Here is a 14,893-nt window from a genome sequence, read left to right as displayed (position 1 = left end):
TCTCGATATATTGTCTGACGTCGGTCAAAAAAAATAAACCCCTGCAGTGCCCAGACACACGAAGGCGACCACCACCCACCATAGATGCCTTGACGATCTGTGCAAAACCGGTGGCAAGTCTGAAACGGCTGTTCAATTGCATCGATCACGTCTCGCTCGCCTACCCGGTCATTACTTTTTCCATACCAACTCGAGAACACACTCACGCCAACAGCCGTGGCGCCGCGCGACACCGACGATCCGCGCATTGGTGAAGTTCGACTACGTACCGGGATGTCCCCGAGCCGGCGCAGGATCCCTGGGTGGATGGGGAATACGCCAGGCAGAAGTCAACTACCAAACCTGGTCAGTTGATGAAGATTGCGAGGCGATGTATCAATTTTGTTCGATGAACCTCGCAAGAGTCAGGTCGTGGAGCAGTTCGAGCTCTAGCAGCGTCAACGGCCCCGGTGGATGTCTCGTTGGCGAACGTCGGAGATTAGCGAAGCGGAGTTGAATCTGGGGCTCCGCCGTGGCCGTGTTGATTCGAGTATCTCGCCTGCAGCAGTTGTTCTCTGTCTTCGAGAGGAACGGCTTGCTATCCCACACCGCGTTTCGTCAGCAGATCGGCCGTCACGCAAGCTTCCAATTGTCTAGCGACATTCCGGATTACTATCGGCAAAACGGAATGCAAAAGACTTCGCTTGCGACCACAAACTTCGTAAACATAGGATAACAATCGTTGCAGACCTCGGTCCTGGAAAAGTATTGCGATGCTCGCCTTCCTTGGTACACCATCTATCCAACTGTAGCCCAGTTCTCCACGGTGGTCGGCGCCGAAGCCTCTGAGAAATGGCTGCAGCGCCTGCCGGTTAATGAGTCCGTGTCGCTCTATTTCCACGTTCCGTTCTGTCGATCGATTTGCTGGTATTGCGGCTTCGCTCGAAGCATCACTCGCCGGGATTCACCCATCCTAGAATATTTGGCGGTTCTTCGTAAGGAGATCGAGTTGGTCGCGGCGCAGGTGCCGCAACGGCTGCCTGTGAGCGACGTGCACTTCGGCGGTGGAACGCCGACCCTCATCGAGCCCGCGCAGTTCGGGGTACTGATGGAACTTCTGCGCCGCCGCTTTGCGGTTTCGAAAACGGCCGCCATCGCTGTTGAGATCGACCCGCGCACGTTCACGCTCGCCACATCCGAAGCGTTAGCGGCTGCCGGCGTGAACCGCGCGAGCCTGGGCGTCCAGAGCTTCGATCCAATTGTTCAAAAGGCCATTAACCGCGTTCAGAGTGAGGCACAAACGGAGCGCGCTGTCGAAATGCTGCGGCAGCATGGAGTAATCCGCATCAACTTCGACCTCATCTACGGTCTGCCAAATCAGACGGTGCAGTCCTGCGTTCAGACCGCGACTACGGCGGTGGCCATGCGACCAGACCGGCTTGCGGTATTCGGCTACGCGCACGTTCCTTCCTTTAAGAAGAATCAGCGCCTGATCGACGAGGCAACGCTGCCAGACAGCCCTGCCCGTGCAGAACAGGCCGCGGCGATGGCCAATACACTGCTTGCTGCGGGCTACCGCCAAATCGGACTCGACCATTTCGCCTTGCCGGACGATGAGCTCGCGCTGACTCAGAAAGCCGGTCGCCTGCGGCGGAACTCACTGGGTTACTCGGCCGACACCTGCCATAAAGTCATCGGCTTCGGCCCGTCGGCGATCGGCCGCCTTGGCGACGGTTACGTCCAGAACGAAGTTGCAGCGGGTTCTTACAGCGGCCAAATCAAAGCCGGCCGTCTGGCGACGGCAAAGGGTTACTCTCTCAGCCTCGAAGACCACGTCCGGGCCGCAATCATCGAGCGGCTGATGTGCGATTTCGAGGTCGACGTGCCGGCAATTTGCATTACTCATGGATTTGACCCGGTCCCGTTCCTCGGTTCACCCCGCTTGGCAATGCTCGTCGAGGATGGGATCGTGGAGGTGGAAAAGGGATTCATCCGCGTGAGGCAGGAGCATCGTTTTCTAGCTCGCGCTGTGGCGGCCGCATTCGATGCTTATCTTGGCGCGCCGCTCTGTTAAGACCAGCCAACGAGCGCTAATCGTATGAACGCATTACGTTCCGTCACGCGCCCAGAAGCCCGGGTAACGAATTTCGCTCACCTGGTGCACTCACGTACAGCGCCAAATTCATAAAGGACTCCGTGTGCAGCTGCGCGACGAGAGCCGACCCGGCCCTAGCCGCGAAGAGCAGCTAGGCGAGTTGGCTGCCGGGAATTGGACGTTCCCGACTGCAACGCTGTCCGCTCAAACGGCGCGACCGACAAAGTTCATCACATCACCACCATTGCCCGTGTGGCCGCGGACCTCGACCGGGACGACGACTGGCTGCGGGACGTCGCCAACAAAATGGCGATCGAGGACGGCTTCATCTGGGTCTACCGCGTCGGAGAAGATGAGATCTAGGCGTTCAGCGACTTCGGTATCGAAAACCTGATCGAGTTCGTCCGGATGTACGAAGATATCTCGACCTGGCTCAAGCGCTGGCAGCCCGGGATACCGCAATCAGCCTGCGGTCTACGCTGGATACGAACTCCCAGCAAAGAGGAGCGCTTCGTGGATGCACGACGGATCGTATTGATGTGCATGCTCGCCGCTCGACCGGGATCGCTACGGACCGCCGCGTGCAATCCAGAGCAGCAACTGGTCGACGCGATGAGCTAGACCAAAGAGCACAAAAGGACCAGCGCCGGCGCGACACGCGCGCAACCGGGATCGAAGCGACCTTCCCGACTTGCCCCCTCGATGCTGCCATACCGGAGTTCGTCCCTGACGCCGGGACGGTCCGCGCCGAGCGGCACGATACCTACGATTCGCACAGCGACGGCCGACGTCCCGCGCCCGGTCAACTACCAGACCTAGCAATTGATGGAGATGACGGACACATGCCAGTCAGTGCCGGTGAAACTCGCTCGGGCCACATCAAGGAAGAAGTCGCGATGCGATATAGTTCCGGCAAATCCAATGGAGCTGATGGATGTTCTGTCTGGTCCCGCAGCTATCAAAACGCCTCCAATCGCGCTCTCCATCTTCCCATGAGAGCCAATCAAGGCCTTGTGCCGGCCTCAGCGAGCTTACGGGCGTCAAAAGATGTTAGCCCCTTCTGCTCGCCTGTGCTTCATCCCATGGACCGAGCTGCGGGCGGCGTTTCTCGGGTCCGGCGTGTTGTTATGCGAGCTCAACTACTGGGCGGCTCTCTGTTGAAGAACATTGCTTTTCGTCGTGGCAGCGGATTTGTCGTGAGAATCCCTCGGCTCCGTGCGCCGGCCGCCAATCCTAGCGAACGCTCACATCGAGCAGGCCACTCTCCGTGTCGACATGGTGCAGCAGATGCTTGCATTCGATTAGCGATCGAGCGGCTGGGTTGTGTCGCGCTGGGTACCACCACGTTGGTCAAGCTGCGCCAGCAGGGTGATAGCGCGGAAGGCTGAGCGGGTCTCGTTGGCATAGAGATGCCGCCTGGCCTCAAGCGTCACCTAGACCGCCGAGCACAAGGATCGCGAACCGCTCTAGGCCGTCAGGTGGAAGTGCACTTTATTCAAATCGACGGACGTGGAAATCACTATGCATCGTTGCGGTATAGCGCCAGTATCCATGCGGGCATACTCGGCTGGCGTAGTTGCTTTCATCTCTCGACCAAGTGCGAAGCCAAGAGGGCGTATTCTCCTTTCCCTGATAGCTAGTCTTGCCGGCAGTTCGGCGGCGGCAGAAGGTGGTGATAACTCTGGCCCTAGAAGTCACAGCCCCGATGAGCTCGCTGAGGCAAGAAGCCAAACAATCGCGAATCCGGCTGTAACCTTCCGAAGCGCCCGGCCCAAAGCAGCGGCGCGCCTTTCTGGGAACTCGCTGCCAAAAGCAGCTATGTCTAGTACAACGCCCGACAGTGAGGTGGACACCGCCAAGAGCAGAAGTCAAAAGCAGATTGACCGATTCGCAAAATTCGAGAAGCTCCGCGAAAAAGGTGCGGCGTTCACTGGGCCTGGTCCTGCGGACACGATAGGTCAGGATACAGCTTCTGTCAGATCCGAGCTTTCGGATTTCGGGATTGGATTCGCTGGCTGGACCCTAAACACGTTTGTCAACAATCAAGTCGGTAATGCCACCAGAAGCACCATCGCCAATCAACAATATGTCGGCCAGAATCCGACATTTAGTACGGTCAACTCTATGATCGTGACCTATGACCTCGCTCGGTTTGGAATTCCAGACGGTCAGATCGTCGTGGGATCCGAGCATCAATATTGGACATGGAAGAGCGCCGGGCCAGACCGACTGGGAATCAGTGCAGTTTCCTACTATCAAACGTTGTTCGAAAGGAAGATCGAACTCAAAGTGGGTTACCTCAGGAACCAACATGAGTTTGCGGGTGCCGGAGAAAAAGTTTTTGGACCGTCGTCGAAGATGCTGTTCCAAGCAGGCATGAGCAACAATTGGGCGCCAACGCCGGCTCTTAATCTGAAGTACAATTTTGACGATCGCTTATATAACAAGCTCTCAATCCAGCGCTCGCTTAGTCCAGCCGGTCAATATACGCATGTAAGCGAAAATCCCACTGGCTTGAACTGGAGCACGCGCGACGCGGGCATTCTTTTGCTTGATGAAGTTTGCTATAAGAACAAGCCTACTCCCGGCGTACCCGAGACTTGGCTGCGGGCTGGCGTGGGCTTTAACAACAGCAGCTACACGGACCTACAGCATCCGACGCAACCGACGGCCAAGGCGAACAGCGTCTACTATGTAGCTGCGGATAGGCAATTCTGGCAGTCTGCCGTCCATGGCTCGGCATCTCGCGGAATCTATGGCGGGTTCTCTGTGATGTACGCTCCGCCTGACCTAAATAGGGCTAGTCAGTACTACGAGCTTCGCCTGTATGCGAAGGGCCTGTTTGACAGCCGGCCCACTGATCAGATGAGTCTTGTTGTCAACAACACCATCTGGAGCCATTTCGCGGTGGACGCTGCATTGGCGAAAGAGCAGCTGGCGCACCGGGACAGCACAGCAATTTCGGGACTGTATACGGCGCATCTGGCGCCCGGGATATATACAACCGTAGGACTGACGTACATCAATCACCCGACAAGCATTACCTACACGCCGCAAACAGGACACGCCCTGAATATCTTGGTATCTACGTCGGTATTCTTCTAGGCTCTGAGGACTGCGCGGAGCGGCATGTAGTCGATGTCCCACTCGCCCTTTTCAACGGTATGGGCCACCCATCACGGCGATTTTGGTATCCGCTTTGCTCCTGACGCGAAGCCGGGTACCGCGTAAATTGAGCCTTGATATCCAACGTAGCATGCTGTTGGGAATGGTAGGTTAGAGCCTTTGCTGCTTCGGTCTACGAGCGATAGGCCGACGTCGTACTTGCGCAAGAGCTATACCCTCCGGCCGCGGAATGATCTCCCATGCTCATTTGTTCAATCGAGTGCAGAGCTTGCGGCAGCGACATTGCTTTCGGATGATTGCTGGTGCAGCTCGTCAGAATCGCGCCCGAGCTCGTACTCTGCCATGACAGGCCGAAATCGTGCCCTCGGAGCTTAGTTCACGCCGAAGAGGTGTGGTAAGCGGAACCGCGACACAGATGCCAAAGCTACCCAACTACGGCAATCGCTATATCTGTCCGACGGTCGTGGCGCTGGCCGAAAGGCAATGCGCGAGCTCGGCGGACACGTGCCCCCCTTCGGCGGCAAATCGACCGGACGCGGCCGGATGACTTGCGCCACTCGAATGCTGACTCATTTTCGTCGGTCGAGACGAGCTTTAGCATCTTACTCCAGCAAGGAGGTCGCCTCCCGAGTCTGCGGCGCGTTAGCCCTCCCATCCAATTGTGCGTGGCGTTCTGCTGGGTTCACTTCTCTTCTCAAACATCTATTCGCGCGAACATGCGATAAGAGCAGTGCATGATCGGTGAATTTTGCCGAGCCTTGCTAGGCAACCTTCGTGGACGGGTGCTTCGTCGTCTTGAGGCGCGTTACACTGCTTCGACCGTCGACGCTGACGGGCGCGTCACCATCGATTGTGGCACGATGAACGACGCGATGCTGGTCACCGTAATCGTTGACCGCATAATGCTGCGTTGCGCGGTTATCCCAGATCGCGACATCGCCTTCTTTCCAGCTCCAACGTACGGTGTTTTCGGGTGCCGTGATATGAGACTGGAATAGATCAAACAGCTTCTGACCGTCGCGTTTTGGGATACCAATAAACCTTTGCACCAGATCGCCGAGCACCAGGGCGCGCTCGCTGGTCTCGGGATGTACACGGACCACCGGGTGCTCCGTCTCATAGATCGTTTTGGTAAAGACCTCATCAAAATGCTTCTGGTCGATTTCGCGAACACGGCAGGTCCCAGCGTAGTCGAAGGCGTTGCTGTGAACGGTCCAGAGTTCGTCGGCAAGCCGTTGGAGCGGCCGCGGCAGATCCAGATAGGCGGCCACAGCGTTCGACCAAATCGTATCGCCACCGGACGATGGGACCACAATGGCTCGCAGCACCGCAAGTCTAGGATACGCCGCGAGAAAGGTTCCATCGGCGTGCCATACATCGGCCCGGCTACCTCCGCGCGCGGAATCAAGCTCGATGATCGAGGCCGTTCCATTGACCGTACCGAGTGTCGGATGCGGCACCAGCCTTCCCAAACAAGCAGCAAATCGCTCCTGCTCCGCGTCATCAAGATGCCCCTGATCGCGGAAGAAGATCACCTTGTGTTCGAGCAGCAAGCTGGTGATCTCAGCGATGGTTTGGCTCGGTAAATCACCCGAGAGCTTAATATTTCCGATTTCAACACCGATGCGCGCTGCGCGCTTGACGACGTCGGTCAGTGGAATGACCCTCTCGGTCGAAGCCGTTTGTTTCATTGCGAATATTTCCAAGCTTTGCGGATTCTTCAAGCGGACTAGGGCGCGTGTGACTAGGTTTCGTAGGCGAGCCTCGCGCTACGGGTACTCTCGAGCAAGCACCATGCCAGTTGGAAAACGGAGCTGTGAACGTCCCTCAGGTACGGGACCGGGTTTGAGTCGAACAGTTTGCCAGGAACTCGATGCCACCCCCCACCCTCTTTCCAACCCACCCGGGCCGGCCGCGAAAGGTATAGGGCGCATAGTCGATAGAAAATGTACCGCTCGGCACTCGAAGAGAAAGGCCATACGGTCCTCGTGCAACGTCGGGCAGCCAGCCTTGCGCGCTGTTCTCGTCCAGTATGCGCACTCCGCTTAACAGTTTGCGGCAATCGGCCAGTCTCGAGCCGCCTCTGCGAACGGACCATCACCGGCTCTCAAGGTGTCCGGGACCTGCCTTGGCCGTGATCACTGCCGAAACAGCATCGGCTGGAAATGGAAGAGGAATAGATGACCCTGGAAGAGCTCCAAACGATTGAACTACGGCTTCATCCAGGCGAAAGCCATTGATCCGCGGCACTGGGCTCGCGATGTTCTCGATGCACCGACGTCCGAGCACGGTAAGGCAGATGTTCTGCACGGTCCGGCTGGATTTGCCCAACAAGCCAAAGATATGTCCACTACCAGTCTTTACAGGTGTTTCAATGTTGTCAAAGTAGTTGCCCTCGATCAGCACTTGCACAGATGGTCCAGCATCCACTGCATGGAAGAATCCGCCGCTCTGTTGCGCATTCGTGTTGTGGAAGTAATTGTTGAGGAGATGAATAATAGCCTGGGCACCGTCAATGTGCGGCGCCCGCCCTGAGATCTCATGGAAATAGTTATTTGCGATGGTGATCGTCTGCGGGACACCAAGAAAAAGGAGATTCCAATAGTGCTCCCCGTTACAATAGGAGGAATAGGTATCGCTGCCATCGAAGTCGTTCCAGGAAATCGTAATATTCGTCGTAGGGCCAAGGCCGCCGGCAATCATCTGCCGCCCGATATTATGAAACCGGTTGTGATCGATCCAAACCAGGTCGGCTCGTGCAATTGCAATAGCATCGCCGGCAAATATCATGCCTTGATTGATATCACTGATGGTCAGGTTGCGAATAACGACGTTGCTGACCCCATTTAGGCGCAGCCCCTTCCCTTTGATTGTCGCGCTCGGGCCAACGCCGATCACCGTCTTGTTTGAGCCAATCTCCAGCGGGTGCTTGCCGGCCCTGTCGAAGCCGACCAATGTCTTCTCCTTGCCGTCGCAATGCGCATCGTTGCCATCTATAAGGAGAAGGGACTCACTTTTATACGGTGCCGAACAAGCACGGCCGTATTGGCAACCCTGCCCCTCGCCTTGCCCTTCCGTACCGGTAAAGTCTATGGTTCCGGCTACCTGAATCTCGCGCGGACTATTGTCATTGCAGCGCCCGAGGCTGTACGAACGACACAACTCATACTTCAGAGCTTTGGTTGATCTGACCTGAACTACCTCGCCTCCAAGGCCGCCCGTCGCTGCAGAGCCAAAGCCATTGAGGGCTTCCGATCGCACATAGTTCGATCCGAGCACGGAAGAGACGCCGACGACGACAGCAAGTCCACCGAGCACGCGCAACGACCGTTTGATGTGCTTCATCGTGTCCCTCATAGGCATGTGCTCTCTTTTACCCGGAAAACCCGCACGAGGACTTGAACTCTCGAACTCAAATGCTGAACTGGAATAGGCCATCAGCATCCGGCGTTAACGCCATCAGATCGTCCTCAATAAGGCAGGATCGGAATATCGGAACCATGCTACGCAACAGGTGCAGCCGCACGCTCCGCACCAGCTGTGATGGATCTGGGTAGCCATTGAGCCAATCACGGCCGATGAGAGCAGCGGTCGACCTTCGAGAGCCCCGTCAGAGGAATACTGTGGGGTGCAACACGTCTGGCCTAGGAGTTTAGTCCCAAGTTTTGATGGTGCATTCTTATCGCACGATTCGAAGGATGCGCTATGGGACAAGTTTTACACGGCTGCGCCACGACGACGGAGGCGGTCCGTCGAGCAATACAAAATAGTCAAGAGAGCCTGAGAGTGCTCGCCAAGCGCTATGGGATCAACCAGAAGACTGTCGCGAAGTGGAGGGAGCGCGAGACCGTCGCCGATCTCCCGACAGGCCCCAAAGAAGCCAAATCGACCGTGCTTTCCATCGAGGAGGAGGCGATCATCGTCGCTTTCCGGCGGCATACGCTATTGCCGCTCGACGATTGCCTCTATGCGCTCCAGCCGACCATCCCGCATCTGACGCGATCATCCCTGCATCGCTGTCTCCAGCGCCACGGGATCAGCCGATTGCCGGAGGTCGGAGGCAGCAAGCCTCCGAAGAAAAAATTAGAGGCTTATCCGATCGGCTATTTCCACATCGACATTGCTGAGCTCCAGACCGCTGAAGGCAAGCTCTACCTCTATGTCGCTATCGATCGCACCAGCAAAGTCGCCTTCGTGCAACTGGTCAGGAAGACGGGAAGGACCTCGGCCTCGACCTTCCTCGAAGCTCTGATCGCGGCTGTCCCCTACAAGATCCACACGGTTCTCACCGACAATGGGATCCAGTTCACTTTCCCCCCGCGCTACGCGGACGGCCCCACGGCAAGAGAGCTGGCTCCGCAAATTCGGACAGTAGCTTGAGTGGATTTTCTGCCTGACAGCGGCGAGGATTCTTGCCGCGAATCAGGAGCGAAGATGACGAAGAAGAGCCGCCGGACGCATTCTCCGGCATTCAAGGCGAAGGTTGCTTTGGCTGCGGTCAAAGGCGACAAGACGCTGGCGGAGCTGGCGCAACTGGTTGATGTTCATCCGAACCAGATCACGATCTGGAAAAACCAGCTCCTGGAAGGCGCCGCCGGCGTGTTTGGGCATGACAAGGCATCGGCCGAGACGCCGGTCGATTTGAAGGCGTTACATGCCAAGATCAGCGAGCTGGCGTTGGAAAACGATTTTTTGTCCGGCGCGCTCACCAAGGCGGGCCTGCTGAGCGCAAAGCGATGATCGACCGCGGTCATGATCTTTCTATCGTGCGCCAGGCGAAGGTCCTGAAGCTGGCTCGCAGCACGGTCTACTATGAACCTCGGCCAGTTTCGGCCGAGGACCTTGCCTTGATGCGTCGGCTCGATGAGCTGCATCTCGATTATCCCTTCGCGGGAGCGCGTATGCTGCGATCGTTGCTGCGGCGGGAGGGCGTATACGCCGGTCGCCGCCACATCGCGACGCTGATGAAGCGCATGGGGATCGAGGCGGTCTATCGTCGCCCGAACACGAGCAAGCCGGCACCGGGTCACAAGATCTACCCGTACCTGTTGCGCGGATTGAAGATCGAGGGGCCCGACCAGGCGTGGGCAATGGACATCACCTACATTCCGATGCGGCGTGGCTTCGTCTATCTCGCGGCGGTCGTCGATGTGTTCAGCCGACGGGTCCTGGCCCATCGCGCCTCGATCACAATGGAGGCGGCCTTCTGCGTCGAAGCGGTCCAGGAGGCGTTGGCGAAGCACGGCAGGCCCGAGATTTTCAACACGGACCAGGGCAGCCAGGTTCACCCGCCTCGAGTTCACCGATGTGCTGCTGGACGCGAAGATCGCCATCAGCATGGACGGCAAGGGCGCCTGGCGCGACAACGTGTTTGTCGAGCGGCTCTGGCGCACGGTCAAATACGAAGAAGTTTATCTCCGCGCCTACGACAGCGTGTCCGAGGCGCGAGCGTCAATTGCCAAGTATCTGGCCTTCTACAATCAGGGAGGCCCTCACTCGAGCCTTGACGGGCGCACGCCCGACGAGGCTTACTTCGGCACGCAAGCTATGGTGATGGTCGCATGACCGTCGCCGACGATTTTGTCGTCGCTCTGGTCGGGCTACGCCCTCCCGACGCAACGACAAAATCGTAAGGCCCCGCGTTCAGCATAACCCGGCAGGAATCCACTTAAATCCCGCGGGGCGCTGTCCAAACAACCGGGGTCAGCTCTGTCCGCCGCGTCACCAAGACCATCCATCCGCCGCGAGATGAAGCGCCGCGCCGCGGTCGAGCCGGTGATCGGTCACCTCAAGGCCGAACACCGCATGAGCCGCAACCACCTCAAGGGCCGCGCCCGCGACCGAATCAACCCCGTCCTTGCCGCCGCCGGCTTCAACTTCCACCTTTTGCTGCGCTGGTTCGAACGGCTTTTGCGGCCCTGATGCAGAGGCTCCGGTGCATCATCCGCCAGCCGCACTACGCTTGAACCAGCGCGTTGCGGGAAACTTCACGGACGACATCCTACGCCGCATCAGCGCTTTACGCCACGCTCGCCAACCTCTCAGCACGCCGGCGAATAAGACGGGCTAGCTCCGGCTCCGCTCTCGTTGTGAGACACCATCATGCTCTGCGAACGGGCCGATTGCAGACCTTCAATCGGGGCGAAGTTGCACTTCAACCCCTTCAACCAGCTGCGCGCGCTATTCAGTTGAAGCCGACATCAGCCCCTTAGTCGGTTTTGCAATGCCTGCCGGTCGACGACGAGGTTGAGGAGGTTCAGATCTGCCTGCCGTCTTCCCGCGAGCCGTCTGACCAGCTCCCGGGTACCATCGACCACAAAGACACCGCAATCATAGCCGTTCCTCTGCTCGCGTATGAGGGCATCTCGCAAATCGGCTCCCACCCGCGCTGCGAGCGTTTCTGCAGGTCCGGCATTGTATGGCTCTAAGGAGTCGTAGTGATAGGCAACCGGCCTGTCGCGATCGCGGCGATCTACCAGCAGAAACGACCAATGGGAGCCGCGGTCAAGGAGGTCCGTAGCGCTCGCATCACTCACCGGCAAGAACAGGAAGTCGGCCGTATCGTTGCCATTCAGATCGTTGACAATGCGATGGAATGCGTTCAGGGCGTCGCCCTCCGTACCATGGCCCACCTGAAAGGCGATGAGAGGATCGACGAACCGGGTCCGGGCGGCGAGGTTTGGATTGCTTTGCCGCAACTCCTGCGACAGGAGCTCGTAGTCCCGCTGGATATGCGCGTCACCCAGCCATTCCCTGGCTCCGAGCACCCGTCCGCTGCGGTCGCCGGCAGAGGCACTCGCCGTCGAAGCGCCGATCCGGGCATCAGGAACCGAGGATGGGCCAGGGTGATGGATCAGTTGGGCGTCGCGGCGTCCTCGCGGCCCCAATGCGATGGAGTAGGTCTCACCGTTGATAGAGACCGGCTGGGGAGCCATTCGCGAACTCGGCAACAGCATTCTATTGTCCAGTACATCGAGCAGGAAGTCCGGCACCGCCTGTGAGCCATGCTGCCAATCCTCGCCGACGAGATATCCGATCTCCTCGAGCTCTTGCGGCTTGCCTGATGGACCGATGAAGAACGGCGGTCTGCCGGTCGGGCTGAGCACCGGCCTTGACTGGGCGTCGTCACGCATTTCCTGCGGTGTGGACGGCAGATCAGCGAAAGAAGTCAAATCGCGGTAGATGTCTGAGGACCGAGCTGGCGCGCCCTCCGGAGTTGGCCACTCGAAGCCGGACGGCACTCGTGGAGACCAGGTGAAGCTCGAGCCGGCCGGGTCCTGCCAACCGGTCGGTCCAACCGGGCCTTGCGGCGCCGGCCACTCACTTGGATCGAAGTCGGACGGCACGCGCGGGGACCAGGTCGAGCTCGACCTAGCCGGTTCCTGCAAGCCGGCCTGCCCAAACGGACCTAGCAGCGGCGGCCACTCACTTTCGGACGGCGGAGTCGGCAAATCTCGCGCCCAGGTTGAGGTTGAGTTCGACCCAGCCCTCTGCTCAGGGAAGCTCACACCCAGCGCTCTGTTTGCCTCAACGAGTAGCAGATACTGCTTGAGCTTCTTGAGACCCACGCTATCAACTCTCCCTGTGGCTTCCCTGAAAGCCCGGAGGTCTGCGCCCAGCGAGCGCTGCTGCTCACTATTGCCGTTGATTCGACTCGCGATGCTCTCCCTACCCTCTGTGCGGAGCCAATCACTGAACTTGCGTCGGATCGAAGCAGTCTGTTGAATTATTTTTCTTCTCTGTTCGGAAGCTGGGTCGAGGTTTCTCAGCTCTTCGTTAGCCAGGCTCGCGATCAGGCTGGCGTCGTCGTCATAAGCACGAGGTCGTTGTCTGTGTCGCCTGGTCTCGAGACCCAGGTATTGTCGAAAGAGATTGAGTGGGGCGCCCGGCTTTGTGGCTTTCTGGTACGCCGAATGATCTGCGCTCAATGACCGCTGCTGCTCAGCATTGCCCTCGATGCGGTCCATGATGCTCGGCCTGCCCTCTCTTCGAAGCCAATCACTAAAAGAGCGTAGGCTGGACGCCTTCGTCGAAGCGTCGTGTTTCTCCTTGCGAGTCGCGTCGGATCCAAGCTTGGATAGAGCGTCCGTCAAAAAGTCATCGATAATGGAGACGTCCTCCGGATGAGCCGCCAATGTTTGGCGCCCCATCAGGCGGGGCCCGGCGCCGACAGCTTGGAGCCCGTCAGCCCCGATCCTGCGAAGATGAGACAATGCCACGCTGAGGCGATCATCATGATCGCCGCCAGCTTCGACGTACTCGTCGATGTCGACGGCGAGCGACCTTGGCTCGTTGAACGCCCGAGGAGCCAGGGGATCCTTGTTCTGCGCTCGGAGCCAACGAGCAAACCCGTTGAGCGCTATCATATTGTTCCTGATCGTATCAGGGGGAACCGTTCCAGTCCCGCGGCCTCTGGTGCCATCGGGAGCAACTCTGTAGCTTTTGACGTTTTCCACGAACTGGCCGATCATCCGCTCGTCCTCGGGGTGCATCGGTTGCGCTCGCGTACCCACCCAGGCTGGGGCGGATATGGGATTTCCAGCCTGGAAATTCTGGAGTGCATTCAAGGCTGGCCCCACATGGTGCCTGCTATTGGCGCTCGCCACCTTATTAAATTCATCTTTATAGGCTGTCAGCAGCTCAGCATTGCCAAGCAGGTCGTTCAGAGTGACGCCTTTGGGTTGGAGGAATTCGCTGAACTTTCGAAGAGCCATCACATAATTATCGATCGTCTTCGCGGTACGGTTCGCGCTGCCCAATGCCGTCTTGAACTCTTCAATCAGCTCCAGGTCTGCCTCGGACGGACGACTGCGCTTTGCAAAGTCCATGCGAAGCTCCGAGGAGACGACATCAAACGCTGGGCCGCCGGACCACTTCTCACGGTGGCTTCCTCCAAAGACTTTGCTTAGTCCTGATTTGACCCGAGAGAACAGTCCACGGGGCTTGTTGTCCTTCGTCCGCGCCGTAGGTTGTTCCTCCGAGGGCGCTGCGTAGCGCATGCTGCTGAATGGCCCCTCCCGCAAGTCAGACCGGTAATTATTTGCAGCCGAACCAAGATGAGCGTGCGGAACATCGACGCTGTGACGCGCGCTGCTGAACGCATTGCTCCGCAGATTGGACCTTGGCGGCATTCGCATCGAACCACCAACGTCCGTACGCTGGATGTTTTCATGCGACCGTGCGGCTGGAGTGTCGGGGGAACTACCCCCCGAACTCTCCTCAGGAGAGCGGAGTTGCAGCTCGCCCAATTGCTGCTCGAAGCCAGCTTGATCCGCCTCTTGCCGCGCACTCTGCAGCTCCTGCAGCTCGGCGTGCCAGCGCATCCAATAGTCCGGATCGTTATAGATCGGTTCCACACCACTCTCCTACTAGATGAGACGACTCTTCAAGCCGCCTGGCAGCGACACCGGCGCGAAAAGCTAGACGTCAAGATCGCCAATTGAACAACAAGGGACCGTTATCGCGCGCGCTCCGAGCTCGTGCATTGCCGCAGAAGAGCGCCCCGGATTCCTGGGCAACAGCTGAGCTATCGCCAAACCTTAAACCAACGAAACCAAATACTCGCACGGTCCAAAAAGCCATGGTGCCGCCTCCCCCCTTCCAGGCAAGAAGGGCATGCGGCCACACCGCGATCGAAACTGGGCCGCCCCATTGCTGTTGGAAGGCGTCCGGGGTTTGAGAAGTTCCCTTGCA

General features: G+C 58.4%; 7 protein-coding genes and 3 pseudogenes. 7 read left to right on the top strand and 3 right to left on the bottom strand.

What is annotated here, in order from left to right:
- Positions 1 to 721: 721 nt before the first annotated feature.
- The 4 genes from hemN (at position 722) to IVB48_RS11505 (ending at position 5,179) form a co-directional block, all read left to right on the top strand.
- A complete protein-coding gene (gene hemN / locus IVB48_RS11520) occupies positions 722 to 2,053 on the top strand; it encodes an oxygen-independent coproporphyrinogen III oxidase (protein ID WP_247342258.1) in 1,332 nt (443 codons plus the stop codon).
- A gap of 195 nt (positions 2,054 to 2,248) precedes the next feature.
- Positions 2,249 to 2,437 (top strand): hypothetical protein, encoded by a 189-nt coding sequence (locus IVB48_RS11515; RefSeq protein ID WP_247342263.1) that lies wholly within the window; start codon positions 2,249 to 2,251, stop codon positions 2,435 to 2,437.
- Positions 2,438 to 2,482: 45 nt separating this feature from the next.
- Positions 2,483 to 2,695, top strand: a complete 213-nt coding sequence (locus IVB48_RS11510; RefSeq protein WP_247363275.1) for a hypothetical protein — start codon at positions 2,483 to 2,485, stop codon at positions 2,693 to 2,695.
- A gap of 1,224 nt (positions 2,696 to 3,919) precedes the next feature.
- Positions 3,920 to 5,179 (top strand): carbohydrate porin, encoded by a 1,260-nt coding sequence (locus tag IVB48_RS11505; RefSeq protein ID WP_247342268.1) that lies wholly within the window; start codon positions 3,920 to 3,922, stop codon positions 5,177 to 5,179.
- Positions 5,180 to 5,961: 782 nt separating this feature from the next.
- Here the strand turns inward: IVB48_RS11505 and IVB48_RS11500 are convergent.
- Together IVB48_RS11500 and IVB48_RS11495 are read right to left on the bottom strand one after the other, a co-directional pair.
- Entirely contained in the window at positions 5,962 to 6,891 is a 930-nt protein-coding gene (locus IVB48_RS11500) for a TauD/TfdA family dioxygenase (protein ID WP_247342271.1), read from the bottom strand.
- Between the two features lie 406 nt (positions 6,892 to 7,297).
- Entirely contained in the window at positions 7,298 to 8,545 is a 1,248-nt protein-coding gene (locus IVB48_RS11495) for a right-handed parallel beta-helix repeat-containing protein (protein WP_247400016.1), read from the bottom strand.
- A gap of 360 nt (positions 8,546 to 8,905) precedes the next feature.
- Here IVB48_RS11495 and IVB48_RS11490 point away from each other — a divergent pair.
- From IVB48_RS11490 to IVB48_RS11480, 3 pseudogenes are all read left to right on the top strand, one after another.
- Positions 8,906 to 9,511, top strand: a pseudogene (locus IVB48_RS11490) (DDE-type integrase/transposase/recombinase); the annotation flags it as partial.
- Between the two features lie 123 nt (positions 9,512 to 9,634).
- Positions 9,635 to 10,765, top strand: a pseudogene (locus IVB48_RS11485) (IS3 family transposase).
- Between the two features lie 171 nt (positions 10,766 to 10,936).
- A pseudogene (locus IVB48_RS11480) lies at positions 10,937 to 11,122 on the top strand (transposase); the annotation flags it as partial.
- Between the two features lie 278 nt (positions 11,123 to 11,400).
- Here IVB48_RS11480 and IVB48_RS11475 read toward each other — a convergent pair.
- The gene (locus IVB48_RS11475; protein WP_247282781.1) at positions 11,401 to 14,028 is read right to left on the bottom strand and encodes a Ulp1 family isopeptidase; all 2,628 of its coding nucleotides are present in this window, start codon (positions 14,026 to 14,028) and stop codon (positions 11,401 to 11,403) included.
- Positions 14,029 to 14,893: the final 865 nt, after the last annotated feature.

It is taken from the genome of Bradyrhizobium sp. 76 (assembly GCF_023073025.1).
Classification (GTDB): Bacteria; Pseudomonadota; Alphaproteobacteria; order Rhizobiales; family Xanthobacteraceae; genus Bradyrhizobium.
This window is presented reverse-complemented; position numbering and strand designations above follow the sequence as displayed.

Coding starts and splice junctions, on each gene's coding strand:
- IVB48_RS11495 (WP_247400016.1), bottom strand. CDS start 8,545: ATGAAGCACATCAAACGGTCGTTGCGCGTGCTCGGTGGACTTGCTGTC.
- IVB48_RS11500 (WP_247342271.1), bottom strand. CDS start 6,891: ATGAAACAAACGGCTTCGACCGAGAGGGTCATTCCACTGACCGACGTC.
- IVB48_RS11475 (WP_247282781.1), bottom strand. CDS start 14,028: ATGGACTTTGCAAAGCGCAGTCGTCCGTCCGAGGCAGACCTGGAGCTG.
- IVB48_RS11510 (WP_247363275.1), top strand. CDS start 2,483: ATGTACGAAGATATCTCGACCTGGCTCAAGCGCTGGCAGCCCGGGATA.